General features: G+C 71.7%; 18 protein-coding genes. 6 read left to right on the top strand and 12 right to left on the bottom strand.

Features of this window, described 5'->3' with window-relative positions:
* Positions 1 to 248: 248 nt before the first annotated feature.
* A complete protein-coding gene (locus tag K4G64_RS29815; protein WP_221759066.1) occupies positions 249 to 1,703 on the bottom strand; it encodes an aminotransferase class III-fold pyridoxal phosphate-dependent enzyme in 1,455 nt (484 codons plus the stop codon).
* Positions 1,704 to 2,050: 347 nt separating this feature from the next.
* On the opposite strand from K4G64_RS29815, the gene K4G64_RS29810 reads away from it, so the two are divergent.
* The gene (locus K4G64_RS29810) at positions 2,051 to 3,274 is read left to right on the top strand and encodes a serine protease (protein ID WP_221759065.1); all 1,224 of its coding nucleotides are present in this window, start codon (positions 2,051 to 2,053) and stop codon (positions 3,272 to 3,274) included.
* Here K4G64_RS29810 and K4G64_RS29805 read toward each other — a convergent pair.
* Positions 3,238 to 3,549, bottom strand: coding sequence for a hypothetical protein (locus K4G64_RS29805; RefSeq protein WP_221759064.1), 312 nt, complete (start codon positions 3,547 to 3,549; stop codon positions 3,238 to 3,240). The two genes, K4G64_RS29810 and K4G64_RS29805, sit on opposite strands and share 37 nt — an antisense overlap.
* Positions 3,550 to 3,555: 6 nt before the next feature.
* On the opposite strand from K4G64_RS29805, the gene K4G64_RS29800 reads away from it, so the two are divergent.
* A complete protein-coding gene (locus K4G64_RS29800; RefSeq protein WP_221759063.1) occupies positions 3,556 to 4,755 on the top strand; it encodes a serine protease in 1,200 nt (399 codons plus the stop codon).
* An 80-nt stretch (positions 4,756 to 4,835) separates the two neighbouring features.
* On the opposite strand, the gene hflX is transcribed toward K4G64_RS29800, so the two are convergent.
* The 6 genes from hflX to miaA form a co-directional block, all read right to left on the bottom strand.
* Positions 4,836 to 6,329, bottom strand: coding sequence for a GTPase HflX (hflX, locus tag K4G64_RS29795; protein ID WP_221759062.1), 1,494 nt, complete (start codon positions 6,327 to 6,329; stop codon positions 4,836 to 4,838).
* Positions 6,330 to 6,469: 140 nt separating this feature from the next.
* On the bottom strand, positions 6,470 to 8,101 hold the full coding sequence (locus K4G64_RS29790) for a M1 family metallopeptidase (RefSeq protein WP_260461144.1): 1,632 nt from the start codon (positions 8,099 to 8,101) through the stop codon (positions 6,470 to 6,472).
* 184 nt (positions 8,102 to 8,285) lie between these two features.
* Complete coding sequence (locus tag K4G64_RS29785; protein ID WP_221759061.1) at positions 8,286 to 10,463, bottom strand: bifunctional (p)ppGpp synthetase/guanosine-3',5'-bis(diphosphate) 3'-pyrophosphohydrolase; 2,178 nt, start codon at positions 10,461 to 10,463, stop codon at positions 8,286 to 8,288.
* Between the two features lie 297 nt (positions 10,464 to 10,760).
* The gene (gene dapF, locus K4G64_RS29780; protein WP_221759060.1) at positions 10,761 to 11,633 is read right to left on the bottom strand and encodes a diaminopimelate epimerase; all 873 of its coding nucleotides are present in this window, start codon (positions 11,631 to 11,633) and stop codon (positions 10,761 to 10,763) included.
* Positions 11,634 to 11,656: 23 nt separating this feature from the next.
* Complete coding sequence (locus K4G64_RS29775) at positions 11,657 to 12,169, bottom strand: hypothetical protein (protein WP_221759067.1); 513 nt, start codon at positions 12,167 to 12,169, stop codon at positions 11,657 to 11,659.
* A gap of 108 nt (positions 12,170 to 12,277) precedes the next feature.
* Entirely contained in the window at positions 12,278 to 13,216 is a 939-nt protein-coding gene (gene miaA / locus K4G64_RS29770; protein ID WP_221759059.1) for a tRNA (adenosine(37)-N6)-dimethylallyltransferase MiaA, read from the bottom strand.
* Positions 13,217 to 13,398: 182 nt separating this feature from the next.
* Between miaA and K4G64_RS29765 the strand changes: the two genes are divergently transcribed.
* Positions 13,399 to 13,677, top strand: a complete 279-nt coding sequence (locus K4G64_RS29765; protein WP_221759058.1) for a hypothetical protein — start codon at positions 13,399 to 13,401, stop codon at positions 13,675 to 13,677.
* Positions 13,678 to 13,703: 26 nt separating this feature from the next.
* Positions 13,704 to 14,072 carry an antitoxin gene (locus tag K4G64_RS29760; RefSeq protein ID WP_221759057.1) on the top strand — a complete coding sequence of 123 codons (369 nt, stop codon included), beginning with the start codon at positions 13,704 to 13,706 and terminating at the stop codon, positions 14,070 to 14,072.
* A 163-nt stretch (positions 14,073 to 14,235) separates the two neighbouring features.
* Here the strand turns inward: K4G64_RS29760 and K4G64_RS29755 are convergent, their stop codons facing one another.
* The 4 genes from K4G64_RS29755 to K4G64_RS29740 form a co-directional block, all read right to left on the bottom strand.
* On the bottom strand, positions 14,236 to 14,949 hold the full coding sequence (locus tag K4G64_RS29755; RefSeq protein WP_221759056.1) for a class III extradiol dioxygenase subunit B-like domain-containing protein: 714 nt from the start codon (positions 14,947 to 14,949) through the stop codon (positions 14,236 to 14,238).
* Between the two features lie 61 nt (positions 14,950 to 15,010).
* Entirely contained in the window at positions 15,011 to 16,525 is a 1,515-nt protein-coding gene (miaB, locus tag K4G64_RS29750; protein WP_221759055.1) for a tRNA (N6-isopentenyl adenosine(37)-C2)-methylthiotransferase MiaB, read from the bottom strand.
* Between the two features lie 64 nt (positions 16,526 to 16,589).
* Positions 16,590 to 17,243: a response regulator transcription factor gene (locus K4G64_RS29745; protein WP_097221299.1), complete on the bottom strand. Its 654-nt coding sequence runs from the start codon at positions 17,241 to 17,243 to the stop codon at positions 16,590 to 16,592.
* Positions 17,243 to 18,208, bottom strand: coding sequence for a sensor histidine kinase (locus K4G64_RS29740; RefSeq protein WP_308122525.1), 966 nt, complete (start codon positions 18,206 to 18,208; stop codon positions 17,243 to 17,245). Before K4G64_RS29740 ends, K4G64_RS29745 begins: the two co-directional genes overlap by 1 nt.
* 225 nt (positions 18,209 to 18,433) lie before the next feature.
* Between K4G64_RS29740 and K4G64_RS29735 the strand changes: the two genes are divergently transcribed.
* Together K4G64_RS29735 and K4G64_RS29730 are read left to right on the top strand one after the other, a co-directional pair.
* The gene (locus K4G64_RS29735; protein WP_221759053.1) at positions 18,434 to 18,919 is read left to right on the top strand and encodes a TrkA C-terminal domain-containing protein; all 486 of its coding nucleotides are present in this window, start codon (positions 18,434 to 18,436) and stop codon (positions 18,917 to 18,919) included.
* Positions 18,920 to 18,923: 4 nt separating this feature from the next.
* Positions 18,924 to 20,141 (top strand): cation:proton antiporter, encoded by a 1,218-nt coding sequence (locus tag K4G64_RS29730; protein ID WP_221759052.1) that lies wholly within the window; start codon positions 18,924 to 18,926, stop codon positions 20,139 to 20,141.
* The last annotated feature ends 112 nt before the right edge of the window (positions 20,142 to 20,253 follow it).

Here is a 20,253-nt window from a genome sequence, read left to right as displayed (position 1 = left end):
GGGGGGCGGCTCCGGGTCCCGTCGCGGCCGTGCCCCGAGGGTCGTCGAGCGCGCGTGGCCACCGTTCCCCCTGGTCGCCTGCCCACCTGGTCGCCCGCTCACCTGGTCGCCGGGTCGCCAGGTCGCCTGGCCACCTGATCCCCTGGTCGCCTGGCCACCTGGTCGCCTGTCGGGCAACGCCTGGCAGGTGACCCGGCACGCACACCCGGGCACGGGGTGGGCTCCCACGCCGCTGGCGCGCGCCGCGGTCACGGTGCGGCTGCCGTGCCGCCCCCTCGGGACCGGGCCGCTGCCCGGACCGCGTCGGCCAGGCGGTCCAGTACGGCCGCAGCCTGTTCGTCGGTGATGGTCAGAGGAGGGAGGAGTTGCACGACGCTCGCGTGACGGCCGCCGAGTCCGACGATGAGGCCGCGCCGCAAGCACTCCCGCTGGACCGCAGCAGCCAGTTCGGGAGCAGCGGGGAGGGGCCGCCGTCCGCTGCCCGGCACCACTGCCGCGGCCACGCTGCCCTCCGCAGCCCCGGGACTACCCGTGAAGCCCGGATCCCCCTCGCCGTCCGGATCCACCAGCTCGACCCCGATCATCAGTCCCCTCCCCCGCACATCCCCCACACACGCGAAATCGGAGGCCAGCTGCCGGAGTTGACTCATCAGGCGCGCTCCCACGGTCGCCGCGCGGTCGGCGAGGGCGTTCTCGCGGACGTGGGCGAGGGTCGCGGTGCCGGCGGCCATGGCGAGCTGGTTGCCGGGGAAGGCGTCGGCGGGGGTGCCGGGTTCCCGGGTGACGAGGTCGTCGCGGTAGACCACGACGGCCAGTGGCAGGCTGCCGCCGATGGCGTTGGAGAGGACCATCACGTCGGGGGTCACGCCGCTGTGCTCCACGGCCCAGAAGGTGCCGGTCCGGCCCACGCCCGTCTGGATCTCGTCGGCGATCAGCGGGACGGACCGGTCGGCGGTGAGCTGTCGCATGCGCCGCAGCCAGGAGTCAGGGGCGGGGATCACGCCGCCCTCGCCCTGGACCGGCTCGACGAGCATCCCGGCGGGCAGCGGCACCCCGGCCCCCGGGGCGTCGAGGAGGGACTCCGTCCAGCGGGCGGCGAGGTCGGCTCCGTGCTTGCCCCCGACGCCGAAGGGGCAGCGGTAGTCCTGCGGGTAGGGCAGGCGGGTCACCCACGCGTCATGGGTGTTCGCGGACGGGTCGTCGAGGCCTCCGGCGGTGCCACAGCGACCGGTTCCGGTGAAGGTCAGGAGGCCGCTCCGTCCGGTCGCCGCGCGTGCCAGGGCCCAGGCGGTCTCGACGGCTTCGCTGCCCGCCGGTCCGCAGAACCGCACTCGCGCCCGCTCGGCGAGGCCTGGCGGCAGGGTTCGGAACAGCTCGTCGAGGAAGGCGTCTTTGACGGGTGTGGCCAGGTCGAGGGCGTTCAGGGGTGCGCCGGAGTCGAGGACCTTGCGGATGGCCTCCAGGACGACCGGGTGGTTGTGGCCCAGGGCGAGTGTGCCGGCGCCGGAGAGGCAGTCCAGGTAACGGCGGCCGTCCGCGCCCTCGATGGTCAGTCCCCGGGCTCGCACCGGGACGATCGGCAGGGCACGGGCGTAGGTCCGGGCGGCGGGTTCGCGTGCGCCTTGGCGGCGCCCGGCTCCCTCGGGAGTGGAGCGCGGGGCGGGGGCGGTATGGTCGGCGGCCCCGCCGGGGACGGATTTCACCTGCGTACACCCCACAGCGGCCTCCTCTGACGCGCGACCCCCATCGGTGGATTCCGCCACGGCTTCCAAGACCTCCCACTGGGCACGGGCACAGAGGACCGCATCCAGGCAGCAGGCCCCCCATCCGCTACCAACCCCGGATCACTCACGGGGTTACGGGTTGCCTCAAGATCCTTTCCGTGACGGAACTGTTGCGGATCCGTCGGATCGCCCCCACAGGCACCGCATAGTGTGTGGTGCCGTTCCCGGACACCGTGAGGTCGCCCCGAAGTTCCCGCGAGGCAGCGGAAATTGGGGGCGCATTGCCGGTTCGTCCACGTTCGTTCCGCACCAGGGGGAGTCAGATCATGCGACCCATACGACCGTCGTCCCATACCGGCCGAGGAGGGAGGGCACGCCGCGGGAACTCCCCCGTGCTGGCCGCGGTGGCCCTCGCCTCGGCGCTCGCGCTGACCGCCACCGCCTGCGAGTCGGGCGACGCCACGGCTGACGGTGAGGCCTCCGCGTCGGCCACCGCCTCCGACGACGGCAAGCTCAGGATCCCGGACGACATCCGGGACCGGCTCCGCGAGCACGGGATCGACGTCGACAAGTGGAGGGACGGGGCTTGGAAGAACTGGGACCGGGACGACTGGCTGCGCGAGGCGAACGAGTACATCAACCCGATCATCGAGGGGCTCTGGAACCCGGACCGCATGCGGGAGGCCGAGGAGCCCGACCAGGGCGTCGACGAAAGCGACCTCTCCGGTGACCAGGGCGTGACCGACCCGACGCCCGAGCCGGTCGAGGCGCAGGCCGTGCCGCCGTCGTACCACGCCAACGCTCCCACGGCCGGGAAGGTGTTCTTCGACTCCCCCGAGGGCTCGGCGGTCTGCTCGGCGACCGTGGTGAAGGACCCCGCGCGCCCGGGCAAGTCCAACCTGGTGTGGACGGCGGGCCACTGCGTGCACGCGGGTAAGAAGGGCGGCTGGTACCGCAACATCGCGTTCGTGCCGTCGTACAACGACGACGGCAGGCCGGTGGCGGAACTGGAGAACGCCACCCGCGAGGACGTCGCTCCCTACGGTGTCTGGTGGGGCGACTGGGCACAGACCTCGGACCAGTGGATCGAGCAGGGCGGTTCGACGGGCGGAGACGGCGCGCCGTACGACTTCGCGGTCATCCATGTGACGCCGGAGAAGGGCAGCGGCGGCAAGTCGCTGGAGGAGATGGTCGGTTCGGCGCTGCCGGTCGACTTCAAGGCGCCCGCGGTGCCACAGGTGAAGAGCGTCACGGCGATCGGCTACCCGGCCGCGCCGCCCTACGACGGGCAGAAGCTGTTCCGCTGCCAGGACCGGCCGGGGCGGCTCTCGGTCGCCGCGTCGGATCCGACGATGTACCGCATCGGCTGCACCATGACCGGCGGTTCGAGTGGTGGTGGCTGGGTCGCCATCGGTTCGGACGGCAAGCCGGCGCTGGTGTCCAACACCTCGATCGGCCCGGTGACGTCGGGCTGGCTGGCCGGACCGCGCCTGGGCGACGTGGCGAAGGGTGTCTACGACTCGGTCAGCAAGAAGTACGCCAACCGCTGACCGGCCGCTGATTCGCGCTGCCGGCAGGGCGGCGCACCCCGGGTCGCTTCCTCACGAGTTCCGGCCCGGGGGTTCTCGGAAACCTTCACCGCCCCACCCCGGTACGCCCTCAACTCCACCGGCATAGTGGGGAGTCGCGCGGGAACGTCGGCGCCGCACCCATGACATGCACACGCGGCGCCGCGCACCAGCACCAGCACCAGCACCAGCACCAGCACCAGCACCAGCACCAGCACCAGCACCAGCACCACATTCGTACGCACAACGGGGGTCATCGCACCATGCGTTTCACACGTACGCCCGCATCGAGGCGTGGGCGGCGCACCGTCCTCGCCGCCACCGGGCTCGTCGCCGCCCTGGCGCTCACCGCGACCGCCTGCAACGGCTCCGAGGACTCGGCGAGCGACAAGCCCGACGCCACGAGTTCCCAGGCCTCCGCGGACGGCGGCAAGGCCGAGATCCCGGCCGACCTCGCGGGCAAGCTCAAGGAGCACGGGATCGACGTCGACCGTTGGAAGGACGGCGGCTGGAAGGACTGGGACAAGGACAAGTGGCTCAGTGACGCCAAGGACTTCGTCAACCCGGTGATCAAGGGCCTCTGGAAGCCGGAGCGTATGCAGTCCGCCGACGAGGCGGACAAGACGGTGACGACGAAGGACGCCTCGGCCGGCCAGGGTGTCAGCGACCCGGACCCGGCACCGGTCCGGGCGCAGGCCGAGAAGACGCCGTACCACGACAACGCGGCGCCGGTCGGCAAGGTCTTCTTCGACTCCCCTGACGGCCCGGCCGTCTGCTCCGGCACGGTCGTCAAGGACGTGAACCACCCGGGCAAGTCCAACCTGGTGTGGACGGCGGGCCACTGCGTGCACGCCGGCGGCAACGGCGGGTGGTACCGCAACATCGTCTTCGTCCCGGCCTACAACGACCTCGGCAAGTCCGAGGCGGAGATCAGCAACGCCAACCCGGCCGAGGCCGCCCCCTACGGCAACTGGTGGGCGAACTGGGCCTCGACCTCGAACCAGTGGATCCAGGGCGGTTCGGAAACCGGTGGTGACGGCGCCGCGTACGACTACGCCGTGCTGCACGTGAAGCCTGAGCAGGGCGCGAAGTCCCTGGAGGAGACGGTCGGCGCCGCGCTGGACGTGGACTTCTCCGCCCCGTCCGCGGCCGAGGCCCGCAAGATGGGCGCCTGGGGCTACCCCGCCGCACCGCCCTACAACGGCGAGAAGATGTTCAAGTGCATCGACGTCCCCGGCCGGTTCTCGCTCAGCCCGTCGCTGCCGACGATGTACCGCATCGGCTGCGACATGACCGGCGGTTCGTCCGGTGGCGGCTGGTTCCGGGTCCTGAACGGCAAGTCGGTGCTGGTCTCCAACACCTCGATCGGTCCGGCCGACAACACCTGGCTGGCCGGCCCGCAGCTGGGCCGGGACGCCGAGGCGCTCTACCAGAACATGAGCAAGACGTACGGCGGTCAGTGACCATCACATGCTGAAGGCCCGCTCCCCATGACAGGGAGCGGGCCTTCTCGCGTCGCATCGGACGCGCGCTCAGGTCGGGATCAGAGCGCGGGCGTCGGAACGTACGGCGTGAGTTCCGCCGCCAGTTCCTCGTGTACCCGCACCTTGAGCAGGGTGCCCTCCGGGGTGTGCTCCTCGGAGATCACCTCTCCCTCGTCGTGGGCACGGGCGACCAGCTTGCCGTGCGTGTACGGCACGAGCGCCTCGATCTCGACCGACGGGCGCGGCAGCTCGTTGTCGATGAGCGCGAGCAGTTCCTCGATGCCCAGGCCGGTGCGGGCCGAGACGGCGATGGACCGCTTCTCGACGCGCAGCAGCCGCTGGAGCGTCAGCGGGTCGGCCGCGTCGGCCTTGTTGATCACGACGATCTCGGGCACGTCGGTGGCACCGACGTCCCGGACCACCTCGCGCACGGCCGCCAGCTGCTCCTCCGGGAACGGGTGCGAACCGTCGACCACGTGCAGGATCAGGTCGGCCTCGCCGACCTCCTCCATCGTGGAGCGGAACGCCTCGACCAGGTGGTGGGGCAGGTGGCGCACGAACCCGACCGTGTCGGTCAGCGTGTACAGCCGTCCGCTCGGGGTCTCGGCCCGGCGCACGGTCGGGTCGAGGGTCGCGAACAGGGCGTTCTCGACCAGCACGCCCGCGCCCGTGAGGCGGTTGAGCAGCGAGGACTTGCCGGCGTTGGTGTAGCCCGCGATGGCCACGGACGGCACCTTGTGGCGCTTGCGCTCCTGGCGCTTGATCTCGCGGCCGGTCTTCATCTCCGCGATCTCCCGGCGCATCTTCGCCATCTTCTCGCGGATCCGGCGCCGGTCCGTCTCGATCTTGGTCTCACCGGGACCACGGGTGGCGAGACCGCCGCCCTTGCCGCCGCCCATCTGCCGGGACAGCGACTGACCCCAGCCGCGCAGTCGCGGCAGCATGTACTGCATCTGCGCGAGAGCGACCTGCGCCTTGCCCTCTCGGGACTTGGCGTGCTGGGCGAAGATGTCCAGGATGAGGGCCGTCCGGTCGATGACCTTGACCTTGACGACGTCCTCGAGGTGGATCAGCTGACCGGGGCTGAGCTCACCGTCGCAGATGACGGTGTCCGCGCCGGTCTCGACGACGATGTCGCGCAGCTCCTCGGCCTTGCCGGAGCCGATGTAGGTGGCCGCGTCGGGCTTGTCGCGGCGCTGGGTGACTCCGTCGAGCACCAGCGCGCCGGCCGTCTCGGCGAGGGCGGCGAGCTCCGCGAGGGAGTTCTCCGCGTCCTGCACGGTTCCCGAGGTCCAGACGCCGACGAGGACGACCCGCTCCAGGCGGAGCTGGCGGTACTCGACCTCGGTGACGTCCTCGAGCTCGGTGGAGAGGCCCACCACACGGCGCAGGGCCGCGCGGTCGGAGCGGTCGAACTGGTCGCCGTCCCGCTCTCCGTCGATCTCGTGGCTCCAGGCGACGTCCTCTTCCATCAGGGCATCGGCCCGAAAACCATCGGGGTGGCTGTGCGCGAAGCGCTTGGAGTCCTGGGAAAAGGAAGAAGAGGAGGTCATTGGATCCTTACGTAGGTCGGAAACCGTTCACTGTCTGCAACGCACGAGCGGTCCGGGAGATTCCCGGCGTTCCGTGCCGCGCCGACCTGAAGATGGTCGCACGGCACGGGGCGTCTCGTCACCGTGTTATCGGGCGGGCGTCATCGTCGGCCGGGCCTGCTTCTCAGGAGCCTCCCGGCTTCTCCCCAGCAGCCTCCAGCCTCCCGCGTCACCACTGGGACCTTCGACCTCTCCGCAGGAGCCTCCCGCTTCGCCGCCGGGACCTTCGGCCTTCCCGCGGGAGCCTCCGGTTTCGCGGCAGGAGCCTTCGGCTTCCAGTCCGGGTGCCCCGGCATCGGCGGGGTCTTCTCGCCGTACAGCCAGCCCTGGAAGAAGCCGCCCAGGTCGCGCCCGGCGATCTCCGCGGCGAGCCGGACGAAGTCCTCCGTCGTGGCCGTGTCGTCCTGGTGGCGGCCGACCCAGGCGCGTTGCAGGCGTTCGAAGGCCGGGCGGCCGATCTCCTGCCGCAGGGCGTAGAGGACGAGGGCGGCGCCGTCGTAGACGTTGGGCCGGAAGATACTGGTCTTGCGGCCGGGGTCGGGCGCCTTGGGGGCGGCGGGCGGTCCGCCGTCGGCGCGCCAGCGGTCGGAGGCGGCGTAGGCGGCCTTCATCCGGTCCCGCATCGGCTTGTGGGCCTGTTCTTCGGCGTACAGCGCCTCGTACCAGGTGGCGTGCCCCTCGTTGAGCCACAGGTCTGACCAGGTGCGGGGGCCGACGCTGTTGCCGAACCACTGGTGGGCCAGCTCGTGGACCATGATCGACTCCACGTACCACGAGGGGTAGACGGGATCGGTGAAGAGTTCCCGTTCGAAGAGGGAGAGCGTCTGGGTCTCCAGTTCGAAGCCGGTGGTGGCGTCGGCCATGAGCAGGCCGTACGTCTCGAAGGGGTAGCGGCCGACCTTGCCCTCCATCCAGGCGATCTGGCCGGGGGTCTTCTCCAGCCAGGGTTCGAGCGCCTTGCGGTGCTCGGTCGGGACGACGTCCCGTACGGGCAGTCCGTGCGGGCCGGTGCGGTGCAGCACCGTCGAGCGGCCGATGGAGACCTGGGTGAGCTCGGTGGCCATGGGGTGCTGGCTGCGGTAGGTCCAGGTCGTGGACCCGCCGGACTTCTCCACTCCGGCGGGCAGTCCGTTGGCGACGGCCGTGTGACCGTCGGGTGCGGTGACCCGGATGGTGAACATGGCCTTGTCGGAGGGGTGGTCGTTGCACGGGAAGACCAGGTGCGCGGCGTCGGCCTGGTTGGCCATGGCGAGGCCGTCCGCGGTGCGCACCCAGCCGCCCTCGCGGTCCTTGAGGGGCACGGGGTCACTGGTGTGCCGCACGGTGATCCGCATCCAGTTGCCGTCCGACACGGAGTCCTCGGGCGTGATCACCAGGTCCTCACCGGCGGTGCGGAACTCGGCGGGGTCGCCGTCGACCTCGACCGACTCGACGGTGCCGTGGGCGAAGTCCAGGTTGACGCGGTCCAGGTCGGCGGTGGTCCAGGCGTCGATGGTGGTGACGGCTTGCAGCGGTTCGCTGTTGTTGCCCGGATAGGTGAACGAGAGGTCGTACGACGCCACGTCGTAGCCCGGGTTGCCGAGGTACGGGAAGAGCCGGTCGCCGACGCCGAGCGGGACGGCGGGGGCGCTCGCGGCGACGAGGCAGACGGAGATCGCCGAGGTGAGCAGGGCGGCGGCGGTCCGGCGCCGCCGGGTGGGGGTGGTGGCCTGGCTGTGGGAGGTCAGGAGCATGCCCCACGGCTATCAGCGCGCGGGTGAGCGGCGGGGACGGCGCGCTTTCGTCCCACCCGAACCGGGGACCGGAGCCTGCGCCGGGTGCCGTCTCGGCCGCGGCGTGAGGCAGCTGAGGCCGGGTCTGCGCCGCCCCAGGGCGTTCTCGGCGAGCCGGGCAGGGCCATGCGCAGGCCCTGGCCGGTCAGCCGCCCTGCGGCTGCGGCTGGGCTCGGCTGACGTCGTACACCCCGGCCACATTGCGCATCGCGCGCATCAGCGCGGGCAGGTGGCCGGCGTCCGGGAGCTGCACGGTGTAGGTGTGCCGCACCTGCTGCTGGGTCGGGGGCTCGACGGTCGCCGAGACGATCTCGGCTCCCTCGGAGGCCATGGCCTCGGTGAGGTCGGCCAGCAGATGGGGACGGACGAACGATTCGGCGATCAGCGTGACCCGGCACTCGGCGGTCTCCCCCCAGCGCACGCCGACCTCCGCGCGCCCCCCGTCCTTCATGCGTGCCACCGCGGCGCACTCCACGCGGTGCACGGTGACCGCACCGCCGCGTACCGCGAAGCCGGTGATCTCGTCGGGCGGTACGGGAGTGCAGCACCGGGCGAGCCGGACGGTCGCGCCGGGCAGGTCGGCGAGGACATGGCCGGTGCCGGGGCGGTCGGCGGGCTGCTCCGGTGCCGCGTCCGGGTCGGGTACGTCGACGGGCCGCAGGGCCGACGGGCCCCCGCCGATCCGCGCCTCGCTCTGCTGCTGGGACTCCGCCTGCGCCGGATGGGCGGTCAGCCACCGCTGGATGGCGATCCGGGCCGCGGGCGTGTGGGCGTGCTCCAGCCACTCCCGGGACGGCTCCGACGCCGGGTCCTGGCCCATGAGGAGCTGAACGGTGTCGCCGTCCCTCAGCACGGTGCTCAGCGTCGCCAGGCGGCCGTTCACCCGGGCCCCGATACAGGCGTGCGCGTCCTCGCCGTACTGCGCGTAGGCGGCGTCCACGCAGGTCGCCCCGTCGGGCAGGCCGATCGTGCCGCCGTCGGGCCGGAACACGGTGATCTCGCGGTCCTGGGCGAGGTCCTCGCGCAGCGTCGACCAGAAGTGGTCCGGGTCGGGCGCCGCCTCCTGCCAGTCGAGGAGCCGGGAGAGCCAGCCGGGGCGGGTGGGGTCGACGCGCTCGCCGTCGGCCGGGTCGTCGGGGGCCGGTGCGTAGGGGTTGCCGAGGGCGACGACACCGGCCTCGGCGACCTTGTGCATCTGGTGCGTGCGGATCAGGACCTCGACGACCTGGCCGTCCTCGCGCGCCACGGCCGTGTGCAGCGACTGGTACAGGTTGAACTTCGGTACGGCGATGAAGTCCTTGAACTCCGAGACCACCGGCTTCATACAGGTGTGCAGTTCGCCCAGGACGCCGTAGCAGTCGGCGTCCTCGTTCACCAGCACCAGGACGCGGCCGAAATCGGAGCCGCGCAGTCGGCCGCGTTTGCGGGAGACGCGGTGCACCGAGACGAAGTGGCGGGGGCGGATGACGACTTCGGCCGTGATGTCCGCCTCGCGCAGCACGCCGCGCACCTCGTCAGCGACCTCGGCGAGCGGGTCGTCCGCCCGGGCCGCGTTGCGGACGATCAACTCCCTGGTGTGCGCGTACTCCTCGGGATGCAGGATCGCGAAGACCAGGTCTTCCAGTTCGGTCTTGAGCGCCTGGACGCCTAGCCGTTCGGCGAGCGGGATGAGCACGTCACGTGTCACCTTGGCGATGCGCTCCTGTTTCTCGGGGCGCATGACGCCGAGGGTGCGCATGTTGTGCAGCCGGTCGGCGAGTTTGATCGACATCACGCGGACGTCGTTTCCGGTGGCGACGAGCATCTTGCGGAAGGTCTCGGGCTCGGCGGCGGCGCCGTAGTCGACCTTCTCGAGTTTGGTGACGCCGTCGACGAGATAGCGGACCTCCTCGCCGAACTGGTCGCGCACCTGGTCGAGCGTCACGTCGGTGTCCTCGACGGTGTCGTGCAGCAGGGACGCGGTCAACGTCGTGGTCTCGGCGCCGAGTTCGGCGAGGATCAGGGTCACTGCGAGCGGGTGCGTGATGTACGGCTCGCCGCTCTTGCGCATCTGGCCGCGGTGCGAGGACTCGGCCAGGACGTACGCGTGGCGCAGGGGTTCGAGGTCCGCGTCGGGGTGGTGGGCGCGGTGGGCCTCGACGACATGGCTGATGGCGTCGGGCAGCCGGCCGCGGGCGGTGGGGCCGAGCAGGGCCGCACGGCCGAGGCGGCGCAAGTCGATCCGGGGGCGGGCCTTTCTGCGGGGGGCTGTCGGCGTCACCTGTCCTGACACCGCGCCCGGCATCGGGCCTGGGGTCACGGAATTCGTGGCCTCCGCACTCATGGGCACCTCCGGCTGCGTCAACCGGCGGACGGGGTGCCCCAGAGCGGACACGGCTCAGGGAGCGGCTTCGGTCCCCCGTCCGGGCCGGTGCTTGATGCTACCGAGCCCACCACGCCCGACTGGCCGCCTCTCGCCGAGCGTGAAACTGATCACCCATTCGAGGGATGAATGCGAGGTTTGCACCCCCCTACGCCACCACTCCTCCGACGTGATTCCCGCCAAGTGGCCGGATATCAGCGGTGGTTTCGGGTCGGGTGGCCGAAGCCGCGCGGATGTTTCAGGACGACCTGCCGCCAGTCACGCCGACGTGGCCGTTTCCAGCCAGTCCGCGTCGATCTCGCCCTCGGCCACGATCACGGCCGGGCCGGTCATCTCGATATCGCCGTCGGGCCGCTCGGTGATCACCAGGGTGCCACCCGGGACGTCCACGGTGTAGGTCGCGGGGGCGCCCGTGGCCGTGGGGTCGGCGCCGTCGCGGCGGGCGGCGGCCACGGCAACCGCGCACGCGCCGGTGCCGCACGAGCGGGTCTCACCGGAGCCGCGCTCGTGCACGCGCAGCGCGACGTGCCCGGGGCCGCGGTCGACCACGAACTCCACGTTCACACCGTCCGGGTAGGCGGCGGCCGGGCTGTAGGGAGGCGGGGAGAGCAGATCACCGGCGTGCGAGAGATCGTCCACGAAGGCGACCGCGTGCGGGTTGCCCATGTTGACGTTCCGCGCGGGCCAGCTGCGCTCGCCGACACTCACCGTGACGTCGCCCTCAGGGAGCACCGCCCGGCCCATGCCCACGGTCACGTCACCGTCCTTGGCGATGTGCACGGTCTTCACGCCCCCGCGGGTGGCGACCGCGAGGTCTCCCTCGGTCACGTGACCGGCGCGCTGGAGGTAGCGCGCGAACACCCGCACGCCGTTGCCGCACATCTCCGCGACCGAGCCGTCGCCGTTGCGGTAGTCCATGAACCACTCCGCCTCGGCCGCCATGCCCTCGGCCTCCGGGTGGGCGGCGGACCGCACGACGTGCAGCAGCCCGTCACCGCCGATGCCGGCGCGGCGGTCGCACAGGGCGGCAACGGCGGCCGGGGGCAGGTCGATGGCGTTCTCGGGGTCCGGGACGATCACGAAGTCGTTCTCGGTGCCGTGCCCCTTGAGGAAGGCGATCCGCGTGCTCATGCCTCGATCGTACGGGGCATGCCCTACCGGAGTCGTGCCACCCGCCACACGGCGAGGACCACCACGACCGCCACGACCAGGGCGTACGCGAGGGCGACACGCCAGTCGGGTCTGCGGCCCGAGCCGCGGGCCGGGAGGCCCGGCCACGTGTAGCCGACACGGCGGGCGGCCATCATGCCCCAGCCTGCCGCGCAGGAGCAGATCAGCAGGCCCAGCATGGCGATGACGGCCCCGCTGTCGCCGAAGTCGAAGGCGAGCGGGAAGGCGAACATCAGGGAGCCGAGTGCCGCGAGGGCCACGATGGGAGCCAGCTGCCAGATGCGCAGCCGGCGCTGCGGACGCAGCTCGACCTCGACCTCGTCGGCGAACATCTCACCGGGCTCGGGACCGTCGTCCGTCACGCCCTGCGTCTCGTCGGGCCCGTCGGAGCTGAGATGGTCCGTCTCCTGCTCCGGAGCGTCCCCGTGCCCCGCCCCATCCCGCTCGGCGGTGATGTGATCGGTGCTTCGTGCGGTGTCGCGAGGGCCGGCCTCCATCGCCACGCGCCCTCCCAACTAGGACTCAACTCGGTCGATCGAAGCTCGATGATGGCACGCCACCGAAGGACCGGATGACGGCCTGGGCGTCCCGATGCCATGACGTGATCAGGCTGTAACCGGTCGTTCGACCAAGGACAGCGCGAGCTGCGGAAGTTCCGTGCGATCGGCCGCCGCCCCACTCAACCAGTGCACCCGCGGGTCGCGCCTGAACCATGAATCCTGACGGCGCGCGAAGCGCTTGGTGGCACGCACGGTCTCGGTCCGCGCTTCCTCGAGGGTGCACTCCCCGGCGAGCGCCGCGAGCACCTGCTGGTAGCCGAGCGCGCGCGAGGCCGTACGCCCTTCACGCAACCCCTGCGCCTGAAGTGCGCTCACCTCGTCCACTAGACCGGCGTCCCACATCCGGTCGACCCGGTGCGCGATGCGCTCGTCCAGCTCGGGGCGGGCCACGTCGACGCCGATCTGGAGGGTGTCGTACACCGAGTCGTGGCCGGGGAGGTTGGCCGTGAAGGGCTTGCCGGTGATCTCGATCACCTCCAGGGCGCGGACCACCCGGCGGCCGTTGCTCGGCAGGATCGCACGGGCCGCCTCGGGGTCGGCGGCGGCCAGGCGGGCGTGCAGCGCTCCGGAGCCGCGCAGCGTGAGCTCCTCCTCCAGGCGGGCGCGGACCTCGGGGTCGGTGCCGGGGAACTCCAGGTTGTCGACGGCCCCGCGCACGTACAGTCCCGAGCCGCCGACCAGGATCGGCCAGCGGCCCTCGGCGAGCAGCGCCTCGATGCGCTCCCGGGCCAGGCGCTGGTACTCCGCGACGGACGCCGTGACGGTCACGTCCCAGATGTCCAGCAGGTGATGGGGGACGCCGTCGCGCTCCTCGGGCGTCAGCTTGGCCGTGCCGATATCCATCCCTCGGTAGAGCTGCATGGAGTCGGCGTTGACGACTTCACCACCGAGACGCTGGGCCAGGAATACGCCCAGATCGGACTTTCCGGCCGCAGTTGGTCCAACGACGGCGATGACGCGGGGGGCGGGGGGTGCACTGCTCACCGCCCCAGTCTCGCAAACCTCGACCCCCGGTCTCGAACGAGTTACGTGACGCGACGACCGCGGGGTCGTTGCCCGTTGCGAGGTTCCTGCCGCCGGATCGCAGAGGCGGTGACCCGGGCCGCGCAAATTGACGCACCGGGCAACGCGGGATTTCGCCCGCACGAGTAACGTATGGAGTGGATATGGGCGTTTTTGCACGACTTCTCCGGCGGTCGAAGGCCACGGCGGAGACGCCTGCGGCCGAGGCTCAGACCGACACGGCGAAGGCCGGGCCCGAGACGGAGACGACCGAGGCCGCGGAGACGAAGGGCACCGGCGGGGCGGAGGAAGCGGCGGAGCCGGCCGCCGACGCCACTCCCGAGGCCTCGAAGTCCACCGAGTCCGAGGGTGTCGACATTCCCAAGCAGCAATCCACCGAGAAGGCTGCAGACAACGAGGCCGGCGAGGGCGCCCGTACCTGACCGTCCTGCGCGAGGGAAGGTGAGCCATGGGTCTCATGGACAACGTGAAAGCCAAGCTGGGCCCGGCCAAAGGCAAGGTCTCGGACCTCGCACACCGGCATGAGGGCAAGATCCACCACGGTCTCGACAAGGCCGCGCAGGCCGTCGACAAGACGACCAAGGGCAAGTACCGCGACAGGATCCAGTCGGGCACGGGCCGGGCCAAGGGCGCCATGGGCCGACTCACGCACCATGGCGACACCGCACCGGACGCGGGCGGCACGACGACGCCCGGCACGGACGCGACAACAACGCCCGGCACGGACGCCACGACGCCGCCCGGCACCGGCCGGACGGCTCCGCCGCGGGACGCGGGCGGCGCCCCGCCCCCGGAGGCACCACCGCCCACCTCCTGAACGCACATGGGCGCAGCAGGGTCCGTGCACACTGCAGCAGGTTCCCTGCGCACAGCAGCGGGTTTCCTGCGCACACCGGCACATTGAAGGGCAGATCGGCGGACGGCCGCGGAGCACGGAGGCTCCCGGCCGTCCGCCGTTTCCCGCTCCCTGCCTGCCCGGTCTACGACCAGGTGGCGACGACGTACCCCACGCCGTACGGCGCGTCCTCGTACAGCAGTGAGCCGCCGAGGTCCGCGCCGTCGGCCGCGCCCGCAAGGACCTGCCAGGGCGCCAGGCCGGACACCTTCAGCTCGTGTGCCAGCGCCGTGTCCAGCGTGGTGAGGGCCGCCACGTCCGCCGCGCCGAGCGCGCGTGCGACCTCCGCGTCGAAGGGCGCCGCCCGTTCGTCCAGATAACCCGGGGCCTTGAGCGTCCGGCACGCGCTGGCGTCACCCATGACCAGCAGGGCGACCCGCTCGTCGCGGGCTGCCATGTCCCTCCCGGTCCGCACGCACAGCTCGGGCGGGTACGACTCCTCCACACCGAGGCCCTCGACCGGGGCGTCGGACCACCCGGTCCGCTCCAGCAGCCACGCCGCCACCGCCAGCGCGTACGGCAGCCGCTGTTCCCTGTCCGCGCCCCCGGCCGCTCCCAGCCGTACGTCGAGATCGACGCCGAAGCCCCGGAAGGACCCCGCCGTTCCCTCCGGGTACGTCTCGGGCCCGGCACCGTCCATCGGTCCGACGACCACGAGCCGGCCGGGCCGGGCGGCGGCGAGCACTCCCAGCGCGTCCGTGCAGGCGGCCCGCGCGGCGTCCAGTTCCGGGGCGGCGCCCGCGGCGACCTCGGGGACCAGCAGCGGCGGGCAAGGGCAGACAGCGGCGGCGACAAGCATGATCGGCAGGGTAACCCTCAAGAGCGGGAGCCGCTGCCACCGTTCCGGGCGGCGGCCGGGGTCAGTCGCAGCCGCACCCGCTCGCCACGGCGGGCACGGGCTCGGGGGCGCCGATCTTCGGCAGACCCAGCATCACGCCGACGGGCTTGGCCTTCTCGGCCGCGTTGCGCTTCTCCCAGGCGTCGCCCGCGCGCGTGCGGCGCACGTCCAGCACGGGGCCCTCGGCGAGGAGGTGGTGCGGGGCGGCGTAGGTGATCTCGACCGTGACCACGTCGCCGGGGCGGACTTCCTCGTCCGGCTTGGTGAAGTGGACGAGGCGGCTGTCGGGGGCCCGGCCGGAGAGGCGGTGGGTGGTGTCGTCCTTACGGCCCTCGCCTTCGGCGACCATCAGCTCCAGCGTGCGGCCGACCTGCTTCTTGTTCTCCTCCCAGGAGATCTCCTCCTGGAGGGCGACGAGCCGCTCGTAGCGCTCCTGGACGACCTTCTTGGGGATCTGGCCGTCCATCTCGGCGGCCGGGGTGCCGGGCCGCTTGGAGTACTGGAACGTGAAGGCCTGGGCGAAGCGGGCCTCGCGCACCACGTGCAGCGTCTGCTCGAAGTCCTCCTCGGTCTCGCCGGGGAAGCCCACGATGATGTCCGTGCTGATCGCGGCGTGCGGGATGGCGGCGCGGACCTTCTCGATGATGCCGAGGAAGCGCTCCTGGCGGTAAGAGCGGCGCATCGCCTTCAGGACCGGGTCCGAGCCGGACTGGAGCGGCATGTGCAGCTGCGGCATCACGTTCGGCGTCTCGGCCATGGCGGCGATGACGTCGTCGGTGAAGTCCCGCGGGTGCGGGGAGGTGAAGCGGACGCGCTCCAGGCCGTCGATCTTCCCGCAGGCGCGCAGCAGCTTGCTGAAGGCCTCGCGGTCGCCGATGTCGGAGCCGTAGGCGTTGACGTTCTGCCCGAGCAGCGTGATCTCGGAGACGCCCTCGGCGACCAGGGCTTCGATCTCGGCGAGGATGTCGCCGGGGCGACGGTCCTTCTCCTTGCCGCGCAGGGCCGGGACGATGCAGAAGGTGCAGGTGTTGTTGCAGCCGACGGAGATGGAGACCCAGGCCGCGTAGGCGCTCTCGCGGCGGGTGGGCAGCGTCGAGGGGAACGCCTCCAGCGATTCGGCGATCTCAACCTGCGCCTCCTCCTGCACGCGGGCGCGCTCCAGCAGGACCGGCAGCTTGCCGATGTTGTGCGTGCCGAAGACGACGTCCACCCAGGGCGCCCTCTTCACGATGGTGTCGCGGTCCTTCTGGGCGAGGCAGCCGCCGACCGCGATCTGCATGCCGGGGCGGCTCGCCTTCTTCGGGGCGAGGTGGCCGAGGTTGCCGTACAGCTTGTTGTCTGCGTTCTCGCGCACGGCGCAGGTGTTGAAGACGACGACGTCCGCCTCGTCGGCGCCCTCGGGGGCGCGGACGTAGCCCGCGTCCTCCAGCAGTCCGGACAATCGCTCGGAGTCGTGGACGTTCATCTGGCACCCGTAGGTGCGTACCTCGTATGTGCGCGTGCCGCCCACTGACTGGCTCCGGTCGATGCTGCTCATGGGGACAAGGGTAGGCGCTCGGCGAAAGTGTCTCGGCCGCCTGTGGACAACCTCCGCCCCGGGCTCAGGGTTCGATGAGGCCGGCCCTGATCGCGTACCGGGTCAGCTCCAGGCGGTCGCGCATGCCGAGCTTCTGGAGGAGGTTGGCGCGGTGGCGCTCCACGGTCTTGGCGCTGATGAAGAGGAGTTCGCCGATCTCCTTCGAGGTGTGGCCCTCGGCGACCAGCTTGAGGATCTCCTCCTCGCGTTCGGTGATGGCGCGTTCCGGCAGGCCGTCGCCCCGGTGCAAACGCTCCAGGTAGGAGCGGACGAGGGCGCGTTCGGCGCCCGGGTAGATGAACGGCTCGTCGCGCACGGCCGCCCGGCAGGCCTCGACCAGGTCGCGGTCGGCGACGGACTTGAGGACGTAGCCGCTGGCCCCGGCCCTGAGGGCCTCGAAGAAGTACTCCTCGTTGTCGTACATGGTCAGGATCAGGATGTGCAGGTCGGGCAGTCGTCGGGAGAGTTCCCGGGCCGCCTGGAGGCCGGTCATGCGGGGCATGGCCACGTCCAGGACGGCGAGGTCGACGGGGGTCTCACGCGCGCGTGCGACGGCCTCGGCGCCGTCTCCGGCCTCGGCCACGACCGTGAGGTCGGGCTCCCCGTCCAGGATGAGGCGCACGCCCCGGCGCACGAGGGTGTGGTCGTCGGCCAGCAGCACGCGGATCGGTGTGGGCATCAGCGGGGTCCTTCGGTCACTGGCTCGCGCACGGCGACCGGTACGCGCAGCCGTACGTCGGTACCCCCGCCCGGCGCCGTCCCCAGGGTCAGGGTGGCACCGATGAGCAGCGCGCGTTCGCGCATGCCCGTGAGGCCGGCGCCCTCGGCGGCGTCGCCGAGGCCCGTGCCGTTGTCGCGAACGAGGAGTTCGACGGCGCCGGGGACCGGCTGGAGGCGGAGTTCGGCGTGGTCGGCGGCGGCGTGCCGGGCGGTGTTGGTCAGGCCCTCCTGGGCGACCCGGTAGACGACGAGTTCCGCTTCGGGGGTCAGGGCGGGGAGCTCTCCGGTGACGTGGTGGCGCACGGTCAGCCCGTGGGTGGTGAACTCGCCGGTGAGCGAGCGCAGGGCGCTGGCCAGGCCGAGTTCCTCCAGTACGCCGGGGCGCAGTCGGCGGGCGATCCGGCGGATCTCGTCCAGGCCGGCCCGGGTCGCCTCCTGCGCCTGGCCCACCTCCTCGCGAAGGTCCTCCGGCGCGAGATCCGCGACGCGCTTGAGCTGGAGGAGGACGGCGGTCAGGGTCTGCCCGACCTCGTCGTGGAGCTCCCGGGCGATCCGGTGCCGTTCGCTCTCCTGCGCGGACAGCGCCCGGGCGGCGCCCGCGGCCCGCTCGGCCTCCAGCCGGTCGAGCATCGTGTTGTACGTCGTGATCAGCCCGGCCGTCTCCGCCGGTCCCGCGACCACCGGCCGGGAGCCCGGACGCAGCAGATCCGCGGTGGCCATGGCCCGGTCCAGCCGTTGCAGGGGCACCAGGCCGAACCGCAGCACGAGCGCGTTGCCGGCGAGCAGCAGCACCAGGCCGGCGAGCAGGACGAAGGCCTCGCCCGCGAGGACGGGGGTGGACACGGTGACCGGGCCGAGCAGCAGCGCCGTCGCCACGACCAGGCCGGCGGCGTTGAGCGAGAAGATCCGCCAGAACAACGACACGCTTCTGGATCCGCTCCTTCCCGCCTTCGCGCAGTGCACCGCCCCGTTCACCCTCTCCGGCGACCTGCCGCTGCGTATATCCGTCACGACACCCATGTCGTCACCGTACGGCCGGATGGGACCATGCGGACTTGACCCGTCCGTTGATCGACACCGCTCATCGGGCCGACAAAGCACAACACAACTTGACAAAAGCAGCGAACCGGACGAACAAGGGGAAGCAACGTGTCCGCTCCGCGCCTGAAGGCGACGCCACTACCGGGTATCGGGGTCCAGTACGACCTGGAGACACGGGAGCACCGCCATCTGTCGGTGGTGGCGCACCGCGACGGCACGCGCACGGTGAACGTGTACCGGTCCGACGATCCCGACTCCTGCGCCCAGTCCCTGAAGCTGACCAGCTCGGAGGCGGGATCGCTGATCGACGCGCTGAAGCCGTCCCACCACAGCCCGAGCCTGCTGTACACCACGGACCTGGGGCTGGTCGCCGAAAGGATCGAGGTGGCCGCGACCTCGCGCTGGAACGGGCGGGTGCTGGGCGACATGCGGATGCGGACCGAGACGGGCGCGTCGGTGGTGGCCGTGCTGCGCCGGGCCGAGGCCATCCCGTCGCCCGCGCCGGACTTCCGGCTGTCGGGCGGTGACACGCTGATCGTCGTCGGGACCCGTGAGGGCGTCGACGCGGCCGCGACCATACTCGGGCGGGAGTGAGCCGTTGCACTCCGCGGTTCTGCTCATCGAGTTCGGTTCCATCATTCTCGGCCTCGGCCTGCTCGGCCGGTTCGCCGCCCGGTTCCGGCTCTCCCCGATACCCCTGTACCTCCTGGCCGGTCTGGCCTTCGGTGAGGGCGGTCTGCTGCCGCTGGGGGCGAGCGAGGAGTTCATCGCCACGGGCGCGGAGATCGGCGTCATCCTGCTGCTGTTGATGCTGGGCCTGGAGTACACGGCGAGCGATCTGGTCTCCAACCTCAAGACCCACTATCCGTCCGGTCTGGTCGACTGCGCCCTCAACGCGCTGCCCGGGGCGGCCGTGGCGCTGCTGCTCGGCTGGGGCCCGGTGGCCGCCGTCGTGCTGGCCGGTGTCACCTGGATCTCGTCGTCCGGCGTGATCGCGAAGGTGCTGGGCGATCTGGGCCGGGTCGGCAACCGGGAGACGCCGGTGATCCTCAGCGTGCTGGTGCTGGAGGACCTGGCGATGGCGGTCTACCTGCCCATCGTCACCGCTCTGGTGGCGGGGGTCGGCCTGATGGCCGGGAGCGTGACCCTGGCGATCGCGCTGGGCGCGGCCGGACTCGTCCTGTTCCTGGCCGTGCGCTACGGCAGGCTCATCTCGCGGTTCGTCTCCAGCGACGACCCGGAGAAGCTGCTGCTGGTCGTGCTGGGTCTGACGATCCTGGTCGCGGGCGTCGCACAGCAGCTCCAGGTGTCGGCGGCGGTCGGGGCCTTCCTGGTGGGCATCGCGCTGTCGGGGGAGGTCGCGGAGGGCGCGCACACCCTGCTGAGTCCCTTGCGTGATCTGTTCGCGGCGGTCTTCTTCGTGTTCTTCGGGCTGCACACCGACCCGTCGAGTATCCCGCCCGTCCTGCTGCCCGCCCTCGGGCTGGCCGTCCTCACCGCGCTGACGAAGATCGCCACCGGGTACTGGGCGGCCCGGCGGGCCGGGATCTCCGTCAAGGGCCGCTGGCGTGCGGGCGGCGCACTGGTGGCCCGCGGCGAGTTCTCGATCGTCATCGCCGGTCTGGCGGTCTCGGCCGGCATCGAACCGTCCCTCGGCCCCCTGGCCACGGCCTACGTCCTGATCCTGGTGGTGCTGGGCCCGCTGACCGCGCGCTACACCGAGCCGGTGGCGACCTGGTGGAGCCGCCGCCGCGAGCCCCACCGCCCGGAGCCGACGCCCCGGGCGACCGAGGCAGAGGCACCGGTCGCCGACTGAGGAGGGTGGGCCGGGCGGCGCGAGTCCGAGTCCGGACCGAGGAGCAGTGGGCCGGACGGCGCGAGTCCGAGTCCGGGAGGCCCTGATCATGCCCGGGTCAGGCGCCCCGCCC

Source organism: Streptomyces sp. WAC04114, assembly GCF_019733245.1.
Lineage (GTDB): Bacteria > Actinomycetota > Actinomycetes > Streptomycetales > Streptomycetaceae > Streptomyces > Streptomyces massasporeus_A.
This window is presented reverse-complemented; position numbering and strand designations above follow the sequence as displayed.